Annotated in this window: 18 protein-coding genes and 5 pseudogenes; 13 read left to right on the top strand and 10 right to left on the bottom strand. The window is 65.4% G+C overall.

Features of this window, described 5'->3' with window-relative positions:
* Nucleotides 1-13 precede the first annotated feature (13 nt).
* On the bottom strand, nucleotides 14-595 hold the full coding sequence (locus ACETMP_RS01185) for a SoxW family protein (RefSeq protein WP_375159606.1): 582 nt from the start codon (nucleotides 593-595) through the stop codon (nucleotides 14-16).
* Between the two features lie 14 nt (nucleotides 596-609).
* On the opposite strand from ACETMP_RS01185, the gene ACETMP_RS01180 reads away from it, so the two are divergent.
* Nucleotides 610-1,395, top strand: a complete 786-nt coding sequence (locus ACETMP_RS01180; protein WP_375159605.1) for a hypothetical protein — start codon at nucleotides 610-612, stop codon at nucleotides 1,393-1,395.
* An 11-nt stretch (nucleotides 1,396-1,406) separates the two neighbouring features.
* Here the strand turns inward: ACETMP_RS01180 and ACETMP_RS01175 are convergent.
* A pseudogene (locus tag ACETMP_RS01175) lies at nucleotides 1,407-2,137 on the bottom strand (cytochrome c biogenesis CcdA family protein).
* An 87-nt stretch (nucleotides 2,138-2,224) separates the two neighbouring features.
* Here ACETMP_RS01175 and ACETMP_RS01170 point away from each other — a divergent pair.
* The 5 genes and pseudogenes from ACETMP_RS01170 to ACETMP_RS01150 all read left to right on the top strand — a co-directional run bounded on the left by ACETMP_RS01170 (nucleotide 2,225) and on the right by ACETMP_RS01150 (nucleotide 4,941).
* Nucleotides 2,225-2,608: a thioredoxin gene (locus ACETMP_RS01170; protein ID WP_375159604.1), complete on the top strand. Its 384-nt coding sequence runs from the start codon at nucleotides 2,225-2,227 to the stop codon at nucleotides 2,606-2,608.
* A 29-nt stretch (nucleotides 2,609-2,637) separates the two neighbouring features.
* The gene (locus ACETMP_RS01165) at nucleotides 2,638-2,988 is read left to right on the top strand and encodes a metalloregulator ArsR/SmtB family transcription factor (RefSeq protein WP_028137430.1); all 351 of its coding nucleotides are present in this window, start codon (nucleotides 2,638-2,640) and stop codon (nucleotides 2,986-2,988) included.
* 71 nt (nucleotides 2,989-3,059) lie between these two features.
* Nucleotides 3,060-4,140, top strand: a pseudogene (locus ACETMP_RS01160) (YeeE/YedE family protein).
* A gap of 139 nt (nucleotides 4,141-4,279) precedes the next feature.
* Nucleotides 4,280-4,510, top strand: coding sequence for a hypothetical protein (locus ACETMP_RS01155; protein WP_375159603.1), 231 nt, complete (start codon nucleotides 4,280-4,282; stop codon nucleotides 4,508-4,510).
* 32 nt (nucleotides 4,511-4,542) lie between these two features.
* Nucleotides 4,543-4,941, top strand: a complete 399-nt coding sequence (locus ACETMP_RS01150) for a hypothetical protein (protein ID WP_375159602.1) — start codon at nucleotides 4,543-4,545, stop codon at nucleotides 4,939-4,941.
* Nucleotides 4,942-5,083: 142 nt separating this feature from the next.
* Here the strand turns inward: ACETMP_RS01150 and ACETMP_RS01145 are convergent, their stop codons facing one another.
* Nucleotides 5,084-5,647 carry an SET domain-containing protein-lysine N-methyltransferase gene (locus tag ACETMP_RS01145; protein WP_375162057.1) on the bottom strand — a complete coding sequence of 188 codons (564 nt, stop codon included), beginning with the start codon at nucleotides 5,645-5,647 and terminating at the stop codon, nucleotides 5,084-5,086.
* A 164-nt stretch (nucleotides 5,648-5,811) separates the two neighbouring features.
* Between ACETMP_RS01145 and ACETMP_RS01140 the strand changes: the two genes are divergently transcribed.
* A complete protein-coding gene (locus tag ACETMP_RS01140) occupies nucleotides 5,812-6,417 on the top strand; it encodes a hypothetical protein (RefSeq protein WP_375162056.1) in 606 nt (201 codons plus the stop codon).
* Between the two features lie 21 nt (nucleotides 6,418-6,438).
* Here ACETMP_RS01140 and ACETMP_RS01135 read toward each other — a convergent pair whose 3' ends face one another.
* Nucleotides 6,439-7,167 (bottom strand): TetR/AcrR family transcriptional regulator, encoded by a 729-nt coding sequence (locus ACETMP_RS01135; RefSeq protein ID WP_375159601.1) that lies wholly within the window; start codon nucleotides 7,165-7,167, stop codon nucleotides 6,439-6,441.
* Nucleotides 7,168-7,272: 105 nt separating this feature from the next.
* Between ACETMP_RS01135 and ACETMP_RS01130 the strand changes: the two genes are divergently transcribed.
* From ACETMP_RS01130 to ACETMP_RS01115, 4 genes are all read left to right on the top strand, one after another.
* On the top strand, nucleotides 7,273-8,670 hold the full coding sequence (locus tag ACETMP_RS01130; RefSeq protein ID WP_375159600.1) for a carotenoid oxygenase family protein: 1,398 nt from the start codon (nucleotides 7,273-7,275) through the stop codon (nucleotides 8,668-8,670).
* A 79-nt stretch (nucleotides 8,671-8,749) separates the two neighbouring features.
* Nucleotides 8,750-9,007 (top strand): hypothetical protein, encoded by a 258-nt coding sequence (locus ACETMP_RS01125; protein ID WP_375159599.1) that lies wholly within the window; start codon nucleotides 8,750-8,752, stop codon nucleotides 9,005-9,007.
* A gap of 224 nt (nucleotides 9,008-9,231) precedes the next feature.
* Complete coding sequence (locus ACETMP_RS01120) at nucleotides 9,232-9,786, top strand: inner membrane-spanning protein YciB (protein WP_375159598.1); 555 nt, start codon at nucleotides 9,232-9,234, stop codon at nucleotides 9,784-9,786.
* A 106-nt stretch (nucleotides 9,787-9,892) separates the two neighbouring features.
* The gene (locus tag ACETMP_RS01115) at nucleotides 9,893-10,189 is read left to right on the top strand and encodes a hypothetical protein (RefSeq protein WP_375159597.1); all 297 of its coding nucleotides are present in this window, start codon (nucleotides 9,893-9,895) and stop codon (nucleotides 10,187-10,189) included.
* Nucleotides 10,190-10,491: 302 nt separating this feature from the next.
* Here the strand turns inward: ACETMP_RS01115 and ACETMP_RS01110 are convergent, their stop codons facing one another.
* A complete protein-coding gene (locus tag ACETMP_RS01110) occupies nucleotides 10,492-12,147 on the bottom strand; it encodes a fumarate hydratase (RefSeq protein ID WP_375159596.1) in 1,656 nt (551 codons plus the stop codon).
* A gap of 210 nt (nucleotides 12,148-12,357) precedes the next feature.
* On the opposite strand from ACETMP_RS01110, the gene ACETMP_RS01105 reads away from it, so the two are divergent.
* Together ACETMP_RS01105 and ACETMP_RS01100 are read left to right on the top strand one after the other, a co-directional pair.
* The gene (locus ACETMP_RS01105; protein ID WP_375159595.1) at nucleotides 12,358-12,831 is read left to right on the top strand and encodes a hypothetical protein; all 474 of its coding nucleotides are present in this window, start codon (nucleotides 12,358-12,360) and stop codon (nucleotides 12,829-12,831) included.
* A 328-nt stretch (nucleotides 12,832-13,159) separates the two neighbouring features.
* Nucleotides 13,160-13,333 (top strand): hypothetical protein, encoded by a 174-nt coding sequence (locus ACETMP_RS01100; RefSeq protein WP_196236045.1) that lies wholly within the window; start codon nucleotides 13,160-13,162, stop codon nucleotides 13,331-13,333.
* Nucleotides 13,334-13,497: 164 nt separating this feature from the next.
* Here ACETMP_RS01100 and ACETMP_RS01095 read toward each other — a convergent pair whose 3' ends face one another.
* The 5 genes and pseudogenes from ACETMP_RS01095 to flhB all read right to left on the bottom strand — a co-directional run bounded on the left by ACETMP_RS01095 (nucleotide 13,498) and on the right by flhB (nucleotide 20,353).
* Entirely contained in the window at nucleotides 13,498-14,205 is a 708-nt protein-coding gene (locus tag ACETMP_RS01095; protein WP_375159594.1) for a glutathione S-transferase, read from the bottom strand.
* Between the two features lie 235 nt (nucleotides 14,206-14,440).
* Nucleotides 14,441-15,123, bottom strand: a pseudogene (locus ACETMP_RS01090) (lectin).
* Nucleotides 15,124-15,277: 154 nt separating this feature from the next.
* Nucleotides 15,278-16,298 (bottom strand): annotated as a pseudogene (locus ACETMP_RS01085) (Tim44 domain-containing protein).
* Between the two features lie 245 nt (nucleotides 16,299-16,543).
* Nucleotides 16,544-19,119 (bottom strand): annotated as a pseudogene (cckA, locus tag ACETMP_RS01080) (cell cycle histidine kinase CckA).
* Between the two features lie 154 nt (nucleotides 19,120-19,273).
* Nucleotides 19,274-20,353, bottom strand: a complete 1,080-nt coding sequence (gene flhB, locus ACETMP_RS01075) for a flagellar biosynthesis protein FlhB (RefSeq protein ID WP_375159593.1) — start codon at nucleotides 20,351-20,353, stop codon at nucleotides 19,274-19,276.
* Nucleotides 20,354-20,364 lie beyond the last annotated feature (11 nt).

Raw genomic sequence — 20,364 nt, 5'->3', positions numbered from 1 at the left:
GCGCGGCGTCGGGCTAGCCGCCGGTGGCGAGGAAGTCCTTGAACGAGCCGCGCTCGTAGGCGCGATCCCGTACGAAACGAAACATCGCGAGGAAATGCGGCGGCTTCAGATAGCCGGGCGCCCGCGCGACTTCTCGCGCCATCGGCTCCCGCTTTTCGATGCCGCTGGACGATGGCGGAAAGAACTGGAACGTCGGGGTGAACCTGATCCCGTATTTCTGGGCAAGGTCCTTCTCGGACAGTTCCTGACGGTCGAAATCAATCACCTTGCGGGATCCGATCAGATTGAGCTGGAGAACCTCGAAATTCTCGCGGATATAGCTCGCAATACCGGCATCGGCGAAATTCACCAGATGCGTTTCGCGGCAATAGGGACAGCCGCGCAGCTCCCACATGATGGCGAGGCGCTTGCCGTTGGCGGCAGAGCTGTCGAGATCCTCGCGCAGATCGAGAAAGCTCTGCAGAAACCAGGGCTCGTGATAGAGCCCGTCGTCTCCGAGCGCGGGTTCGGCCACGGCCACGCGGCAGCTTGCGGCAATCGCGGCCCCCGGAGCCAGTGCCAGAAGATCGCGCCGCGTCAGCCTGAAGAGATGCATCGGGAATTTCAACCTTGGACAATATTGCGGGTCGAAGCGGGTCTATTATAATATTCGAATACTCGAATGTAACAAGGATTCCCATCTTGCACTGCATCATCGTGCTGTTGACGTGGCTGGCCTCCGGAGCGCTCGCGCTTGGCGCCGAGGGCGACCGCGCGAAGGATTTCGCAGCGGCGATGCAGCCGATCAGGGCCAATCTGCGCAGCGCCGCAAGCTATGCGCGGACCGGAAACATTGCGCTGGCTCAGATTGAGATCGAAGAGGCCACAACGACCTGGAAGCAGCTCGCGACCAATGCGGCCCCTCCCGCTTACACGCCTGTCGCGCTGGCGGAATTTCTCGGCCTCGGCGGCGAGCAGCTTGGTGCGGTCGCGCGCGCGCTCGATGGCGGAGACGTTGTCGCCGCCGGACGAGAGCTGCTCCTGCTCCGCCGGTCGTTCCACGACCTCAGGCGTCGATCCGGCCTCTACGATCTCGCCGATTGCGTCTTCGAGATCGCACCCGCGATGGACAGACTGCGCGTTGCGGCCACGCACGATGGCGAGCACCCTGCCCCGGCAAGGGCCGAGGATACCATCGCCAGCGCAAGCGCGTTGCGCGACCGTCTGCAACGCTGCAACGATTGGGCCCAGGCGGACGTTGCTGAAACGAGCGAGTTCCGTCGGCTGATCGACGGCGCGATCGCCAGCAGCACCGAGATCTCCCATGCGGCGACGGCTGGAGACGGGCCGCTCGTCCATCGCTACCTGATCGAGCTGCAGTCTTACGCGCAGCTTCTCGATTTCCGCTTCGGCTGAAACCGTGATGGTCAACCGATGCTGGTCAATGCAGGGAAATGCTCCAGCAGCCATTCCGAGACGGCTGGCATCAAGCCGGTCAGGAACATCAATCCGGTCGCAACCAGAAAGGCGCCCATCGTCTTCTCCACCAGAGCCAGGTGCCGGCGGGCACGACCGAGCGCGGCGACGAAGCGACCGGTGAAAGCGGCAGCGATCAGGAAGGGGATGCCGGTCCCCGCCGAATAGGACAGCAGCAGCAGAGCCCCCTCGCAGTGGTGTCCTCGGACCCCGCCATGAACAGGACGGCCGCGAGGATGGGACCTGCACAGGGTGTCCAGCCGAACGCGAACGCCAGACCCATGACGAAGGCGCCCGCAACACCGGCAGGCCGGTTCTCGACCTGCAGCGTCGCGCTGCGATAGAGCAGCGGAATCCTGAGCACGCCGAGAAAGTGCAGCCCCATCAAGACGATCAGGGCGCCCGCGACGATGCCGAGCGTCGAGATATGGGCGGAGATAAAGCGCCCCGCAATCGAGGCGGTCGAACCCAGCGCCACGAAGACCAGGGAGAAGCCGGCCACGAACGCCAATGCAGAGACCAGGATGCGCGGCCGCAATGCCGGCTGCCCATCGGAGAGATCCGAGACCGAGACACCGGCCATGTAGCACAGGAACGGCGGGACCAGCGGCAGGATGCAGGGTGACAGAAACGACAACAGGCCAGCGACAAAAGCCGCCCCAAGCGTGACATCCAAGGTCATTGCCTCCCACCTATTACATATGCGAATTTAATGATATAAAGGACCAACGAAGTCCAGAGGCCCGAAGTCCGGAGGTCATCGCGCGGGATGAACCGACACGTTGCATTTCTCTTGGCATTGCTCCTGGCCGCGATCACGCTTGCCCTGCCGGCGACGGGGTCCCGCGCGGCCGAGCTGGTCATGTTCGAGCGGGCCGGCTGCGTCTGGTGCGCGCGCTTTGATTCCGAGATCGCGCCGATCTACGCCAAGACCGAGGAAAGCCAGGCCGCGCCGCTGCGCCGCGTCGACCTCGGCCGTCCCCTGCCCGCCGATCTCTCCGGAATCGATCCGGGTGCCTTCACGCCGACCTTCGTCGTGGTAAAAGAGGGCCGAGAGATCGGCCGCATTCGCGGCTATCCGGGGGATACCTTCTTCTTCGGCCTGCTGAGCCGCATCCTGACGGGTTCGGGATCGATGCCGGGCAGGTCGTGACCAGAAATGCCATTGAGGAAATTGACGCGATGCCGCTGCCAAAGCTGAAGGAGATCGAGGGATCCGCCGAACTCGAGCAGATGATCGAGAAGGCGCGCGAGGCGAGCGACATGCTCAAGGCGCTGTCGCATGAATCCCGCTTGCTGCTGCTCTGCATCCTCGCCGAGGGCGAGAAGTCGGTGACCGAGCTCGAGCAATTCCTCGGCGAGCGGCAATCGACGGTATCCCAGCAGCTCGCGCGGCTGAGGCTCGACCGTCTGGTCACCACCCGCCGCGACGGCAAGACCATCTATTACAGCCTCGCCAGCGAGGACGTCCGCAAGATACTGACCGCCGTCTACGACGTGTTCTGCGAGCCGGTGCGCCGGCGGCGCCGGTAGTTATCCGCTCTGGCTTTCCGCAACCTTCCGGCGCAAGCTGCCCGGAAGGACAACAAACATCTCCGGGAGGAATGCTGAACCCGTCGACCATAGCGTTTGCATGCGGGCTTGCAGCCGGCGCCATGCTCGGTGTTGCGGGTCGCGCGGGACGATTTTGCACCCTGGCGATGCTCGAGGATGCGTTCTTCGGGTCGGATCTGCGCCGGCTGAAATCCTTTGCGCTGGCTGCGGCCGTGGCGCTGCTGGCGACCCAGGCGCTGGCCGAGTTCGGCATCGTCGATCTGTCGCGATCGATCTACCTGACGCCGTCGATCGGGCTTGGCGGTGCGATTCTGGGCGGGCTGATGTTCGGCATCGGCATGGCGCTGGTCGGCACCTGCGGCTTCGGCACGTTGGTCCGTGTCGGCGGCGGAGATCTGCGCGCCATCGTGGTCTTTCTCGTGCTCGGCCTCTCGGCGCTCGCAACCATGCGCGGGATCACGGGCATGCTGCGCGTGATGCTGATCGAGCCGTTGTCTGTGCGGCTCTCCGCAGGCAGCGACCAGACGCTGACCTCGCTTCTCGGCGCCGGAGCCGCGATGCGCGCGCTGCTCGTCGTGTCGATCGCCACGGCCCTCGCCGTCTGGGCTCTCGCCGACGGCAGGCTGCTGCGATCGCCCCGACTGCTGGCCTCCGGCCTTGCCGTCGGCGCCGCGATCGCATTCGGCTGGTTCGCGACCGGCTGGCTCGCCGATGACGAGTTCGATCCCGTCCGCGTCTCCTCGCTCAGCTTCGTCGCGCCGCTCGGCGACACCATCCTCTACGTCGCCACCTTCTCCGGCGCGCGGCTGAATTTTGGGATCGGTTCCGTCGCCGGCGTCGTGGCAGGGTCTTTCGCCGCAGCGATGCTCGCGCGCGGCTTCCGTTGGGAGGCCTGCGACGACGCACGCGAATTGAAGCGTCACATGACCGGCGCGCTCCTGATGGGCATCGGGGGCGTCATGTCGATGGGATGCACGATCGGGCAAGGCTTGACCGCGTTCTCGACCCTCGCCGTCTCCGCGCCGATCACCCTGCTGGCGATTGCCTGCGGAGCCCGACTCGGGCCTCGAGTTCACGATGACCGGCGAGTGGTTGCCGGCATTGCGCCGGCTGTTCGGCGCCTCGACATAGCCAGGACCACCGCGATTTCTCGCGAATTGCGAGCTGCGTCGAACGTCCCAAAGTGCCCTGAATAGCGCCCTGCCTTACCCCTGAGGTAATCGAATTGGCCCGCGGGCCGGCGCATCTTCTGTTGCAACAGGAGATGACCATGATCGCGCTGCTGCTCTACCGGACTATCGCAGACCACCTCGTTCCCTGGGCCATGGCGCTCGCGACCCGCATGCTGGCGCGCAGCCTCAACATGCCGGAGCCGCTGGTGCATTCGACCGGCGATTACGTGGTCGCACAGGTCATCGCCTTCGAGCACGGCGTCGGCAGAAGCCTCTGCCCCTACCGTCTCGCCCGCCTGCTCCGCGCCTGGTGGCGCGGATGGCAGTGAGCTCCACCCCACCCCAAGCAAGGAGACCTACCATGATCGTTGCATCCAACTTCCTCCGCCGCGCCCTGCTGGCCGATGCCGTCTTCAGCGGCGTCGCCGCCCTCGGCTTCACCTTCGGCGCCAGCACGTTCGCTGCGCTGTTCAACCTGCCCGAAGCGCTGCTGCGCGAGACCGGCCTGTTCCTGATCGGCTACGCCGCGCTGGTCGGCTGGCTCGCTTCGCGCGCCGCGGTGGCGAAGCCACTCGTGTTGCTGGTCGTGGTCGGCAACGCGGCCTGGACCGTCGGCAGCATCGCGCTGCTGCTCTCCGGCGCGGTGTCGCCGAACCTCGCCGGCGAGCTCATGGTCGTGGCGCAGGCCATCGCCACCGGCGTGTTCGCCGAATTGCAGTATGTGGGATTGCGCAGGAGCGAGAGTGTGGCGGCGGCGTGAGGCCAGTCACCGTCATTCCGGGCTGGTGCGCGAGCACCAGACCCGGAATCTCGAGATTCCGGGCTCGATGTTGCGCATCGCCCCGGAATGACCCCTGACGATGCGCTGCTTCGTAGCATGACAGCGGAGCTGGAAGCGCAGGCTAGGCCCGCGCGCGGGCCTTGCCGACGGCGTGACCGTTGAGCTTCCTCTTGGCGGCCTTGTTCTTGAGGCCCTTCGCGCCTGCCTTCTGCGCCTTGCGCTCGGCCCGCGCCTTCACCTTGGCACGTTCGGCCCGCGCCTCCGCGCGCAGCTTCTTGCGCTTCTTCTCGCAGGACTCGCATTTGCAGCCGATCGGCTTCAGATAGGCTTTGAAATAGTCGGTGCCGTAATCGTAGTTGATCTCGTCGCCCGGCTCGATGTTCTTGATGGCGCGGATGAACACCTTGCGCTCGCGCGGCCGGACGTCGGACTCGGCGTTGGGCCGGCAGGAATGGTTGATATAGCGGGCAAGATTCTTGCGCACCGACCCGTCGATGGTCCAGCGCCCGTTGAGCTCGAACAGGTACTTGTTCTCGATCTCGTCGTGCGCCGGAATCCGCGAATCCAGGATCGGTCCGAAATAGCGGATGATCCGGGTCCCCTTCTTGATCGGCTTGGTGGCGAAGAGGCCGAGCCCGGTCTTGGAGCGGCCGACACGATAAGGTTTGTTCGAGATGGCTGGCATGATCGAGAGAATGAGGACGCGAACGAGGCAGGAGAAGCCCAAGCGAAGCCGCTCTTCTAGAACGATTCCGCGCCGCTGTCAGGTATATCCCACGCCTGTTTGAACCTTGCCCACAATGAAGACGTCAGATCGTACGAAGTTCCCGTACCATCAAGAACCCCATGATGAAGCATATCACCCGCATTAGCCTCGCGGCCTTGACGATCAGCATCGGCCTGACCAGCGCCGACGCCCAATCCGTGGGCAGCACCTACACCTCGACGGCGCCGAAGGATTGCCTCCAGGTCGGGAGGGCCAGCGAGCTCGACGGCAGCACCACGAGGACATGTCCGGGCAAGAACGGCCTCCTGGTGCTGATTGCCGAGGACGATCTGCGCGAAGTCGTCTCGGTCGGCCGCAATCGCAAGCAAGCCGCCGAGGAACCGGCGGCCAAGGTCTGGTTCGCGCCGTTCAATTCGTCGGAGACCACGATCGAATGGCGCGCGGTGGGCGCAAAGCCGTTCGCGATCATTCAGCGCTGGCACATCGCCGACAACGGCGATCCCGACAAGCAGGGACGGCCGAATACCAAAGCCATGCTGGTCGTGACCCGGCTGCCGCCCGGCCCGGTCTGCCACGTCGCCTATGTCGATGCGATCGCCAATCCCACCGCCAATGAGCTTGCGCGCAAGGCCGCGGACGATTTCGCCCGCGGCTTCACTTGCGGCAAGGACGAGGTGAAGATCGTCGGCACGCGCGGCCGCGCCGTCGAGCTGGCGACGATGCGCTAGGCCCTGGCGCCTCAGACGACGCTAGGCAGGATGCTTCGTCGCCACGGGGGCGGTCAGCATCGCCTCGAGCAGGCGTTCGGCCGTGGTCCCCTCGGGGAGCCGCTCGAGGATATCCTCGAGCCGGCCGTCGAGCAGCAGCATGGTGAAGCCGTGCACCATCGACCAGGCGCGTGCGATGGCGGCGCCCTGGTTCAACGTCAGCGCGTCGCCGCTGATCTGCTCCTGCCGCATCGCGCCGATGGCATTCGCGAGCCCGGCAAAGGAGGCTTCGGCGGCCTCGTGCAGCGAGGGCCTGGAATAATCCAGCCGCTCGGAGCGGAACATGATGCCGTACATGCCGGGATGAGCCTGCGCATAGGCGACATAGGCCTTCGGCTGCGCCAGCGCGGCCTCGAGCGGCGTGGTGGCGGCATTATAGGACGCGGCCATTGCGGCGTTGAACTGGCGGAAGCCGACGGCGGCGAGCTCGCTGAGGAGGCCGGTGAGATCGCCGAAATGATGGGTAGGGGCGGCATGCGAAACGCCGGCCTCGCGTGCCACCGCGCGCAATGTGAGGCCCGCCAGCCCGTCGCGTTCCAGCACCCGTTCGGCGGCCTGGAGCAGCGCCTCGCGCAAGGCGCCGTGATGGTATGGCGTCTCGGCCTTCGCGCTCGTGGTGCGGCGCGAGGTGCGCGATGCCGCGGTCGACGTTGTTCTTCTGGAGGCACGCGGGCTTCGGGCGGTTTCGCTCTTGGTGTCGGTCTTGGCCATTTGCAAGCTATATGACGCAATATTGACAGTGTAAAGATTTCGCTTGACCGAAATCACGGTTGGCGCTATCTAATCTTTACGATGTAAAGATATGGAGGGAACGCCGTGCAGCACGACGCCATCGCCGAGCGCCGCAACAATATCGCGCCGATCCCGTTCGAAGCGGACGCGCCATTTCTCAAGGTCATCGGCGAATTGCCGCGCGAGCTGAACGGCGTGCTCTATCGCAACGGTCCCAACCCGCAGTTCGAATCGCCCGGCGCGCATTGGTTCGTCGGCGACGGCATGCTGCACGCCTTCCACCTCGAGAACGGCCGCGCCAGCTACCGCAACCGCTGGGTCCGCACGCCGAAATGGCTTGCCGAGCACGACGCCGGCCGCGCCTTGTTCGGCGGCTTCGGCCGCAAGCTGCCGGATGCCCTGGCCGATCTCACCGACGGCGGCGTCGCCAACACCAACATCATCTTCCATGCCGGCAAGCTGCTCGCGCTGGAAGAGGCGCATCTGCCGACCGAGATCGAGCCGGGCACGCTGGCGACGCGCGGTTATCACAACTACCAGGGCCGCGTCGCCGGCAGCTTCACGGCGCACCCGAAGATCGATCCCGTCACCGGCGAGCTGGTATTCTTCAGCTACAACGCCGCCGGTCCGCTGACCCCTGCCCTCTCCTACGGCTCGATCGATGCCTCCGGCAAGGCGACGCGGTTCGAGCGGTTCGAGGCGCCCTATGCCAGCATGGTGCACGACTTCATCGTCACCGCGAACCATGTGCTGTTTCCGATCCTGCCCATTACCGGCAGCATGGAGCGCGCCATGAGCGGGCGGCCGCCCTACGCCTGGGAGCCGGACAAGGGCGCCTATGTCGGCGTGATGAAGCGCAGCGGCACGGCAAAGGACATCGTCTGGTTCCGTGCCGAAGCCTGCTACGTCTTCCACGTCATGAACGCGTGGGAGGACGACAATCGCATCGTCGCGGACGTCATGCAGTTCGAGGAAGCGCCGCTGTTTCCGCATCCCGACGGCCGGCCGACCGATCCGGAGAAGTCGCGCGCCCGGCACTGCCGTTGGACGTTCGACCTCTCGGGCAATACCGACCGCTTCCAGCAGACCTATCTCGACGATCTCACTGGCGAATTCCCACGCATCGACGACCGCCGCGCCGGACTGAAGAGCCGTCACGGCTGGTACGCCTGCGCCAATCCGAAACTGCCGATGTTCGGCGCGCTCTCCGGCATCGTCCACGTCGACGGCAACGGCAGACGGCTCGGCCAATACCTGCTGCCGGCCGGCGACACCATCTCCGAGCCCGTGTTCGTCGAGCGCGCGAAGGATGCGGCCGAGGGCGATGGCTGGCTGCTCGCGGTAGTCTGGCGGGCGCGAGAGAACCGCAGCGACCTCGCGGTGTTCAACGCCACCGACGTCGAGGCGGGTCCCGTCGCGCTGGTGCAGCTCGGCCACCGCGTGCCCGATGGCTTCCACGGCAATTGGGTCGGGGCGGCGTAGCCCTCGTCAATGCCGGCGCAACGCAGTCGCGAGCCCGGAATCCCCGTGGATATTGCGTCATCAAGGAGGCCCGATGCACATGCTCCCGATCGCCGCGCAATCCGTCGCTGTCCTCGTCCCGGCGGGCGCCGCACTTGCATTCCTGGCGATACGGCTACGCCGGCGAAGCCTCACGTTCTTCGAAGGCGGCATCCTGCTCGCTGCCGGCCTTCTCCTCGCCGCCACACTCCCGATGTTGCCGCCCCTGCCCTGGACAGGATTGGTCGACGAGATGACCGACCAGCTCGTTGCAGCACTTCATTTTCTGGAGGTCGCTTACGTCGCCTTGACATTGTGAGAGATGGTTGAGCGGCGCGGCTCGCTGTCTTGACCTCGCCGCCCTGGTTATTGCGGTTCCGAATCCCGCGCTGCCGGGTCCCGACCTGGGCGTTCCGGTCGGTTTTTGGGCCCCTGCGCCGTCTCGCAACAGCGCGCCTGTCCTCACAAAGTGATATGCCGGGTATCGCCGGATCAAGTAGGGTGCGCCGGTCTGCGCCTGCCCACTGCTAACCAGGAATGACGATGAAGGACGTATTCGCCCGCCTCGCCTCCGACCTCCTCTCCGTTATCATCTTCCTGGCCGTCTATCTCATCACAGACAACGTGATCCTCGCAACGGCGGTGGCGATTGCCGGCGCGATCGCGCAAGTGATCTATGCGCGGCTCAAGGGACAACCGCTCCACTACATGACCTATGCGAGCCTCGCTCTGGTCGTCGTGCTGGGCGGTATCACGCTGCTGACCAACGATCCGCGCTTCATGCTGGCAAAACCCTCGATCGCACATTTCGCGATCGGCGCGATCATGCTCAAGCGCGGCTGGATGCTGCGCTACATGCCGCCCGTCATCGTCGAGACCGTTCCCGAATATGTCACCATCGCGGGCTATGCCTGGGCGGCGCTGATGTTCGTGATCGGCGCCGGCATGTTGGTAGTCGCCGCCACCGGCGATCTGAAGCTGTGGGCGTTCTATCTCATGGTGGTCGCAGGCGGCGCCAAGATCCTGGCGTTTGCCGTGCAATACTTCGTTCTGCGGCTGATCGTCACCAACCGCCGGCGCGCCGCCGCCCGCGCCTAAATGCCCTATTCGAGGGTTAGGCAGGAGCTGCGAGTTGGGCTATAGGCTCGGCTCCGGGACTGGCCGCGGATCGTCGCGGTCGGCCGGATTTGTTCGGGAGACGGGAATGGCCGTAGACGGCAACTGGAATCTGACCATGACGACGCCGATGGGCGAGCGCCAGGCGACGCTGAGCCTGGAGGCCGCCGGCGGCACGCTCACGGGCACGCAGGGCGCGGAAGGTAATACCGCCGAGATTTTCGACGGCACCGTCTCCGGCGACAATGTTTCCTGGAAGGTCTCGATCGACAAGCCGATGCCGCTTACGCTCGAATTCACCGGCACCGTCTCCGGCGACGGCATGAGCGGCGAGATGGGCATCGGCCCGATGGGCAGCTTCCCATTCACGGGCGCCCGCGCGTAAGGCCACGCGGCCATCGTGCGTGCGCTCCGTCGCATCGCGGCACCGACGCTGGGCGCGCGATCCAGGCGGCGCGCGCCGACGACACCGAACCGGCGTGGCGCGCCAGCGCGCTCGCCCTGGTGCCGGCCGGTGACGTCGCCGAATTGCATTTAGCGAAATAGACCGGCCAAGCACTGCTTCTCGGGTCCCGGACGCGGTGCGGCACGCAGTGACGCGGCGCTGAGCCGGGACCCATGTCTCAGCGTGGCCCCCGGATCAGCAGCGCATTACTTCGTGCTGCGCAGCATCCGGGGAACGCCGCCTCAGCCCAGGTTCAACTCCTTGAAGAAGTCGTTGCCCTTGTCGTCGATGATGATGAAGGCGGGGAAGTCGACGACTTCGATGCGCCAGATCGCTTCCATGCCGAGCTCGGGATATTCGAGCACCTCGACCTTCTTGATGCAGTGCTCGGCGAGATTGGCCGCGGCGCCGCCGATCGAGCCGAGATAGAAGCCGCCATATTTCTTGCAGGCCTCGCGAACCGCGGGGGCGCGGTTGCCCTTGGCCACCATCACCATCGAGCCGCCGGCGGCCTGGAACTGGTCGACGAAGGAATCCATACGGCCGGCCGTGGTCGGACCGAACGCGCCGGAGGCGTAACCCTCGGGTGTCTTGGCGGGCCCGGCGTAATAGACCGGATGGTTCTTGAAGTAATCCGGCAACGGCTCGCCCTTCTCCAGCCGCTCGCGCAGCTTGGCATGGGCACTGTCGCGCGCGACGATCATGGTGCCGGTCATCGAGACCCGGGTCTTGATCGGGTACTTCGAGAACGTCGCCAGGATGTCCTTCATCGGCTGGTTGAGGTCGATCTTGACGACCTCGCCACCGAGCGACTGCTCGACCTGCGGCAAGTACTGTGCCGGGTTGTGCTCGAGCTCTTCCAGATACACGCCGTCCCTGGTGATCTTGCCGAGCACCTGGCGGTCGGCCGAGCAGGACACGCCGAGCCCGATGGGCAGAGAGGCGCCGTGACGCGGCATGCGGATCACGCGCACGTCGTGGCAGAAATATTTTCCGCCGAACTGCGCACCGACGCCGAGCGACTGCGTCATCTTGTGGATTTCCTTCTCCATCTCCACGTCGCGGAAGGCGTTGCCGTCAGGCGAGCCGTGGGTCGGCAGCGCATCGAGATAGCGGGCGGAAGCGAGCTTCACCGTCTTCATGCAGAGCTCGGCCGAGGTGCCGCCGATCACGATGGCGAGGTGATAGGGCGGGCACGCCGCGGTGCCCAGCGTCAGGATCTTCTCCTTCAGGAACGCGAGCAGCCGGTCCTTGGTCAGCACCGAGGGCGTTGCCTGGAACAGGAAGCTCTTGTTGGCGGAGCCGCCGCCCTTCGCCATGAACATGAACTTGTAGGCGTCATCACCTTCGGCGTAGATCTCGCACTGCGCCGGCATGTTGTTGGCGGTGTTCTTCTCCTCGTACATCGAGAGCGGCGCGACCTGCGAGTAGCGCAGATTGCGGCGCAGATACGCGTCACGCGCGCCTTCCGACAGCGCCGCCTCGTCGTCGCCGTCGGTAATGACGTTGCAGCCCTTCTTGCCCATGATGATGGCGGTGCCGGTGTCCTGGCACATCGGCAGCACGCCGCCGGCCGCGATGTTGGCATTCTTTAGGAAGTCCAGCGCGACGAACTTGTCGTTCGGGCTGGCCTCATTGTCCTCCAGAATCGCGCGGAGCTGCTTCAGATGGCCGGGGCGCAGGTAATGGTTGATATCGCCGAAAGCCGCCTCCGACAGCGCCCGCAGCGCCTCGCGCGACACCACCAGCATGTCCTTGCCGAGCACCTTCTCGACCCGGACGCCCTCGGACGAAATCTTCCTGTAGGGCGTTTCGTCCTTGCCCAGCGGGAACAGGGGGGTGTGCTTGTAGGGGGGAACGGGCTTGGACTGGTCGGGGAAGGCGGTCGGGGCGTTCATGGGCGAATCCAGGGTTTGGGGCCACGCGCGGGCCCTCGCATGGAAGCGTTCTAAGCCCATTTTGGACGGAAAAGGAAGGGACCGGGACGCATGGGAGCGGGCGGCGCCCGCTCTTGAGAAGGCGTGGCGCAGCACGTGGAAAGGCCAGACCTCACCCTTGCACTTGGCGTCCGCCGACGCTTGAATGCGCGCCGTAAGGGGCTTTTCATCATGACATTGAAACTGAACGTCCGCGGCGCGATCCTGGTCGCCGCCGCCATCACCGGCCTTGTGACCTTCACCTCGCCGGCCCGGGCCGACCGCTGCGATGACAGCGCCAAGGAGCTGGCAAACCAGGTCGACCGCCTGAAGGTGAATTTCCGTGCTGCAAATGTGGTTTACATGACGCATCCGGCGGCCAAGGAGCTCTCCGTGAGTTGCCGCGGCGATAAATATTCCATCGAGCTCTACGCCAAAGGCGATCGCAAGCCCAAGCCGGAATTCTATGCGCTGGTGGGATCGATGGCCGCGATCGTCTTCACCGTGACCAGGGACGACACCACGACGGGCGCAACACGCTGCCTGAAGCGCATGGGCCTGCTCCGCGGCGACAAGGTCAGCATGCGCTATCGCCGGCTCAACATGGAATGCATCCGCACCAAGACGGAGGCGTCAATCGCGATCACGCGCGGCAAGGACGAATAAGAGGGGGCTTCTCGCGCATGCTGCGGGCGCGGTGCTCGTGTGCCGGTACGCAGCCCACAACACGCTCCGTCATTGCGAGCGCAGCGAAGCAATTCAGAATCCCTCCACGGAAAGACTCTGGATTGCTTCGTCGCATCAGCGCAAAATCGTTACGCAATTTTGTCGCGAGCTCCTCGCAATGACGAGGAGAGACTTGTCACCGCCCTCATCCAGCGTCGATGAAGCCAGCCATCCCCGCACCAATCCCTCGCATTTTAACGATCGCCTTGAAGGAATTTTCGCTCCTCGCAGCGCAGGCTGAATTGTTTCCATATGTGAGGATTTGCGGATGAAGGTTTCTACCGTAGCACCGCCGCCGATCGCGATCGTGGTTCCCAGCTACGACACGACCAAGCAGCAGGACGATCAGACCAAGACCAGGGACGCCGACCCGACCTACAAGCCGCAGCCGCCCGTGCCGCTGCCGCCGGGCCAGGGCACGCGGATCGATCAGCTGGCCTGATCGATCCTCTCGCAATTGCCGAATCCGGTCTTGGTCGCCGCCACGGGCGCATGTTGCCCTCGGCGTTCGCTGCCCTGAGGCGGCCGTATCCCCTTCGCGCACCAGGGGCGTGGAAACCGCGCGTTTCTTGACGCGAACCGGTATCCACTTCGCTTGAAAAAGCTTTACCCGTCCAGCTCCTTGTAGTGGCGGAAGATGCCCTGCTCGTTGAAGGGAATGCGGCGCGGGCTTGCGAGATAGGCCTTGATGTTGGGCCGCGCGGCGATCCGATCGTGCAGGCCGGCGAGGCCCGGCACGTCCGTCTCGAACGCCTTCATGCGCTTGGGAAAGCCATAGCGCAGCCCTGCGACGATCTGGAACAGCGAGAGATCGACATAGGTGAGCCGGCGGCCCGTGACATAGATGCCGCCATTCGCGTCAAGCAGCTGCTCGAAATAGCCGAGATATTTCGGCACCCGCTCGTCCCAGAATGCGGCTGTGCGCTTCTTCGCCGGCGGCTTCTGATCCTCGTAATAGAGCGAGGGCCCGAGCGGATGATGGGTGTCGTGGATCTCGACCACGAAGTCGGTGATGGTGAGCTGGAGCTGGTGCACCCAGAGCTTTCCCGCCTCCGTCTTCGGCGCAAGCCCGTGGCGGCTGCCGAGGTAGAGCAGGATGTTGGCGGTCTGGCCGATGACGAGCTTGCCTGCCTTGAGGAACGGCGGCGCAAAGGGCGGCGTGCCCTTGCGCGCGTCCATCATCTTCATCATCGCCGCCGTCCCGCGCGCTCCGCGCGCGACATCGACGTAAGCCGCGCCTGCCTCCTCCAGCGCCAGCCGCACATATTCGCCGCGGCCCTGAATCTCGGGCCAGTAATAGAGCTCGTATTTCATGGGAGGGGTCCGTGAACGTGAACACGTGCGGACTAATGTAACATGCCGTCGCAGGTTCCGTCAGGTTGAGACGAAGCGCTCGCGCCACATACGCCGTCATTACGGGCGTAGCGACTTGTCCGCCGAAGCCTTGGCGAAGGCGGAAGCAATCCAGTCTGCCTCGGCGGAATAGTCTGGATTGCTTCGTCGCAAGAGCTCCTCGCAATGACGCGCGGAGAGAGTGTCGGGCCTCATTTCAATTCGCAGCGAAACAATACAGCAGCCCGTCGCCGCCGGTGCTCCGCAGGTCGGCCTGCGAGCAGCCACCCTCGGAACCGCGCGAGGGATGCGAGCTGTTCCAGGACTTTGACGGTTCGTCGTCGCGCAGGCCCTGGCGATCGGCGTGGCCGACCACCGCCGCACCTTGCGTGCTCGACGTCCAGTTCTTGCACGTCTTGTCGTCACCGGCCGCGAACGCGGTGCCGTCGGGTTGGCTTCCCGTCAGGATGTCGTGCCGGTTCGGCGTGTCGCCGCGGCCGTTGATGACGTCACCCTTCTCGCTCAGAGCCGTCTGCTTGGTCAGGTTGTTGGCGGGACCGTGCAGCTCGGCCACGTCCTTGGCAATCACCGCACCCTTGGCATTCTGCCACGGTCCTTTGCCGATGCGATCGCGCGCATTGACGGCCGGCTTGCCCTCGGCGGCCTGCGTCGAGAGATAGGCGCGCCAGGTCTTCGCGCCGGCGCCGGAGGCTTGAGCCAGCTTCTGGCACTGCGCATCGGCTCCTCCAGGCCGCCGAGGTCGGCACCCTTGCCCGGACCGCTGGAGGTCACGAAGAACGTCATGTCGGCCGACTGCGCCCGCGCCGACGGCGCGGCAAACCACGCAAGCGGCACCGCGGCGAGCACGGAAATCGTCAGGGAGCTCTTGATACGGATCATGCTGTCCTCCCGTTTTTTGTCGTTGGTCGTTTGTCGTAGGCCGCCTGATTTCAACCCGCTGCGCCCCCGCTTATTCCGATGCCACGATGCAGGACCACAAAAGAAAAGGCGCCGTGCGGGAAGCACGGCGCCCTTGTCTTCAATCGCTTTGCGATCAGTTGGTCTGCTGGATCGCCGACAATTCCCAGCCGCTGCCGGGCCGGCGGGCGAACGTCCAGACCTCGGTGACTTCACCCGGCTGCTCGCTACCGGCGACGAGCGTGCCGCTGTTGCGGTCCAGCGTCTTGTCGGTGAGCGCGAAGCGCAGCGCCACCGTGGCGTAGTCGGTCTCGCCTTCGCGCCAGGCTTCGGCGAGGTCGCCCTGCAAGAGCTTGACGTCGGTCACCTTGTTGACGACGTTCCGCGCACGGTTCTGGGCGAGGTCCTGCTCGAAATAGGAGACCATCTCAGGCGTCGCGAGCGTGTGCAGCTTGGCCACGTCCTCGTTCGACCAGGCCGCCTGAACCTCGCCGAGCAGGCGCTCGAACGCCTCGTAATCGTCCGGCTTGATCTCGAGCGGCGCGTTGTTGGCATTGGCGCCGAAACCGAAGCCGCCAAGGCCACCGGCAAGACCGCCACCGAGACCGCTGCGCTGGTTCGCCTGCGGTCCGGGAGCTGCGCCCGCATCGGCATTGGCATAGGCCGCCTGCGGCGAGTGACGGCGCTGCCACCAGGACATCGCCAGCCGCACCACCAGCACCACGAGCACGATCTGGATGATCAGGCCCAGGATCGAGGACAGACCGCCGAGGCCGCCGAACAGGCCGCCGCCGAACAGCATGCCGAGCAGGCCGGCGCCGAGGAAGCCGGCCGCAAGGCCGCCCATGAAGCCGCCGGCGCGGCCGAACATGCCGCCGCGCGCAGGGCGCGGCAGCAGCCGAGTTCATGCCTGCGCCCGGCTGGGTGTAGGTCCGGTTGAACTGCGAGGCCGAGCCCGGCGCCGTCGTGGTCGGGGGCGGAGCGGAATAGGTGCGCGAGCCGCGCGAACCGGACGAGCCGCCGCCGCCGACGCGCGCGTCGGCGGACGAGATGACGAGCGCTGTCGGCAGCGCAAGCGCCAGCATGACGGCGAGCGTCTTGAAGAGATTGCGGGAGCGTTGCGAGAAAGTCATGTGCGTTTCCCATATCCCCGGCATGGGGACGTGCCCCTAAGATGGGCAGACTTCCCGAAAAGTGAAGCCGGTTTCGGAACTTGTGGCTGCGGCCCTCAGTCGCGGGGCTGTGGCAAAAGCCCATATTTGACGGGGGTTTGTCCGGGGCGGGCGGGGAACCATGGTCGCGGGTTACCGGCCGTTTCGAGTACAGACTTCCGCTCTCTCCCCATCATTGCGGCGGGGAAGCAGGTGAGCGCAATGACGGAGAATGGAGGCACGCCCGCCCCTCAGCCCTGCTTCGTCATCGTCTCCTTCACCGCCGCCACGAGCTGGCTGAGCGTGAACGGTTTTGGCAGGAAGTCGAACTGCTGCCCCTCGGGCAGGCTCTTCTCGAAGGCGTCCTCGGCATAGCCGGAGACGAAGATGAACTTGATGTCGGGGTTCTTCTCCCGCATCGCCTTCAGCAGCGTCGGGCCGTCCATCTCGGGCATGACCACGTCGGAGACGACGAGATCGATCGCCCCGCTCTGCTCCTCCAGCATCTCCATGGCTTCGACGCCGTTCTCGGCCTCCACCACGGTATAGCCGCGCGAGCGCAGGCCACGTGCGTTCAGCGCGCGCAGGCCCTCCTCGTCCTCGACCAGCAGGATGGTGCCCTGTCCCGTGAGATCGGTGCGCGGCTTGGCCTCGACGGCAGCGGCGTCCTTCGCGGCGCCATTGGTCGCGCTGGCGACAGCCGGCTGCTCGACCTGCACCTCCGGCTCGGCGTGATGGCGCGGCAGGAAGATGTGGAACGAGGTGCCCTGCCCCGGCTCGGAGTCCACGTAGATGAAGCCGCCGGTCTGCTTGACGATGCCGTAGACCGTGGAAAGGCCGAGGCCGGTGCCTTTGCCCACTTCCTTGGTCGAGAAGAACGGCTCGAAGATCTTGTCGCGGATGTCGGCGGGAATGCCGGTGCCGGTGTCGGCGACCTCGATGCGGACGTAATCCGCCGCCGGCATGCCCTTGTAGGCGAGCTTGCCGGCGTCCTCGGTGGAGACGTTGGCGGTGCGGATGATCAGCTTGCCGCCGTCGGGCATGGCGTCGCGCGCGTTCACCGCGAGGTTCACGATCACCTGCTCGAACTGGGAGACGTCGACCTTCACCGGCCAGAGATCGCGGCCGTGGACGAGGTCGAGCTTGACCTTCTCGCCGATCAGCCGACGCAGCAGCATGGTGAGATCGGAAAGCGCGTCGCCGAGGTCGAGCACCTGGGGCCGCAGCGTCTGCCGCCGCGAGAACGCCAGCAGCTGCCGCACCAGCGTCGCGGCGCGCGTGGCGTTCTGCTTGATCTGCATGATGTCCTGGAACGACGGATCGGTCGGCTTGTGCGCGTTCAGCAGGAAGTCGTTCGCCATCATGATGGCGGACAGCACGTTGTTGAAGTCGTGGGCGATGCCGCCGGCGAGCTGGCCGACCGTCTCCATCTTCTGCGACTGGTTGATCTGGTTCTCCAGCGCGCGCCGCTCGGTGGTCTCGAGCATGTGCACGATGGCGGCTTCCGCGTCGTTCTCGGCCGAATCGACCGGCGTGACGAAGAACTGGCCCCAGCGCTCCTTGGTCCTTCCAGCGCCACCTCGACCGGCGCGATGTCGGCCTGGCCTTCGGCGGCCTGGTTGATGGCCGCGATCAGGAGGTGGCGGTCGCGCGCATTGACCGCGCGGAAGATCGACTTGGAGGCGCTGTCGAGCCCCAGCGCCTGGCCGAGCTTGGCATAGCGGGCATTGGCGCGCACGACGTTGCCGGCGCGGTCGACAGTCGCGATCGCCATTGGCGTATGGTCGAAGAAGCGCATGAAGCGCACTTCAGCGGCGCGGTCGGGATCGCTGCGCTCGTCGCGGGCGCGGCTGATGACGAGCGTGCGCGACGGCCCCGGCGCGCCATCGGCTCCGAAGGCGAGCTTGTGATAGAGCCGCACCGGCATGGTCTTGCCGGTGCGCATGCGCAGATCGATGTCGAAGACTTCCGTCTTCACCTCGCCCGGCACCGCCACGATCGACGTCAGCAGCGAGGCGCCGTCGCCGGAGACGATGTCGGTCAGCTTGAGGCCGCCCGAACCGATCTCGGCGAGGTCGTAGTCGAGCCAGTTCGCCAGCGTCGCGTTGACATAAGCGAGCTCGCCGGCCGGATTGACCGAGAAGAAGCCGCACGGCGCGTGATCGAGGTATTCGATGGCGTGCTGGAGTTCCTGGAACACGTCCTCCTGGCGCTCGCGGTCGCGGGTGATGTCGGCGATCGACCATACCGCGTATTTCGCCTCGCGCTTTTCAGTGCCGAGCGGGCGAACGCGCATGCGCAGCCAGCGGCCTTGGCTGCCGTCGTGGCCGGAGATGCGCACCTCCTCCTGCTGGCGCTTGCCCTCGCGCGCGGCCTTCAGCAGCCGAAACACGGCTTCGGAGACATCGGGGTTGCCGATGAAGACGCGTTCCACCGGGCGCACGTCCTGCGGACCGCTGGCGCCGGTCAGCGTCAGATAGGCGGCATTGGAATAGATCACGTGGCCGCGGGCATCGGTGACCGCGAGCCCGTCGAAGGCGTGATCGGAAATGCGGCGAATGATCGGATCGTCGAGATTGCGGTCGGCAAAGCGGATGATGCCGGCGGCAAACGCGAACAGGTTGAACAGGCCCACCATCGCCAGCACGGCGAGGACACCGAGGATATAGGGCTGCGCCTGCACCCGTCCGAGCGTCATCAGTCCGACGGCGACGGCGACGAGGCCGGCGGCCACCAGCAGCACCAGCGCAATGCTGCCCGAGCGCGGCGACGGCTCGTGCGCCGCACCGGGCTCGCGTGTGAGGTCGTGGTCGGTCTCGGCGGTCATCTCAAGCTGGCGCGGCCTGTCGGCAGAGAATCAACGCGCCACGGGGCGCATGGGGTCCTCCCTGCCTGAATCGGACCCTGAGGTGCAAGGGCAGCAGGGGCGAAAGGTACGCTGATTCCCAGATTACGGCCATTTCCGGTATTTTTCGGGTGCTTTATCCCCGCCCCGCGCCAAATCCGCGCTTCAGCCGCATGACGTAGCCGATCACCTCGGCGACCGCGTGGTAGTGCTCGGTCGGGATTTCCTGGTCGATCTCGACGGTGGCGTAGAGCGCTCGGGCCAGCGGCACGTTCTCCACGATCGGGATGTCGTGCTCGCGCGCGATCTCCCGGATCTTGAAGGCAAGGTTGTCGACGCCCTTGGCGACGCAGATCGGAGCCGTCATGCCGCGCTCGTAGGACAGCGCCACCGAATAGTGGGTCGGGTTGGTGATGATCACCGAAGCCTTGGGAACCGCCGCCATCATGCGTTTCTTGGCGCGCTGCTGCCGCAATTGCCGGATCTTGCCCTTGATGTGCGGATCGCCTTCGGACTGCTTGTATTCTTCCTTGATCTCCTGGAGCGACATCTTCTGCCGCTGGAACCAGCTGCGATACTGGAAGAAATAATCGGCGATGGCGACGATCGCGAGCGCTGCGACCACCGCGCCGAGCAGTTGGACGGTCATGCTGGTGCTGGCGCCAAGCATGGCGGCCGGATCGAGCCGGACCATCGCCTCCATGCGATGCCGCTCCGGCCACAGGATCATGGTCATGACCACGGCCAAAGCAACGAGCTTACCGATGCCCTTGAGAAAATTGGCGGCCGCCTGCTTGCCGAAGATGCGCTTGAAGCCGGCACCGGGCGAGATCTTGTTGAATTTGGGCTTGAGGGACTCGGCCGACCACACCAGACGGTGCTGGAGCATGTTGCCGGCGATGGCCGCCAGCACCAGCATCAACAGGGGCACGCCGAGCGCGGCGAGCACGGCGAGCTCGATCTGCTGCATCAGGGCGAGCAGAGCCTTGCCGTCGGTCTTGATCATCCAGGAGTTGGCGAGCAGGTTGCGCATCGGCGTCAGCAGCCCGCTGCCGACCGAGCCCGAGAAGGTTGCGACCACGAGCGTGCCGCCCGCCATCATGAACCAGGTGTTGATCTCCTGGCTCTTGGCGACGTCGCCGCGTTCGAGCGCATCGTCGAGGCGCTTTTGCGTCGGGTCTTCTGTTTGACTTTCGGGATCGTTGTCTTCCGCCATCGTTCGACCCC

Source organism: Bradyrhizobium dasycarpum (genome assembly GCF_042019905.1).
Classification (GTDB): Bacteria; Pseudomonadota; Alphaproteobacteria; order Rhizobiales; family Xanthobacteraceae; genus Bradyrhizobium; species Bradyrhizobium japonicum_B.
The sequence above is the reverse complement of the archived record's forward strand: the minus strand, read 5'-3'. Positions and strand labels throughout refer to the sequence as shown.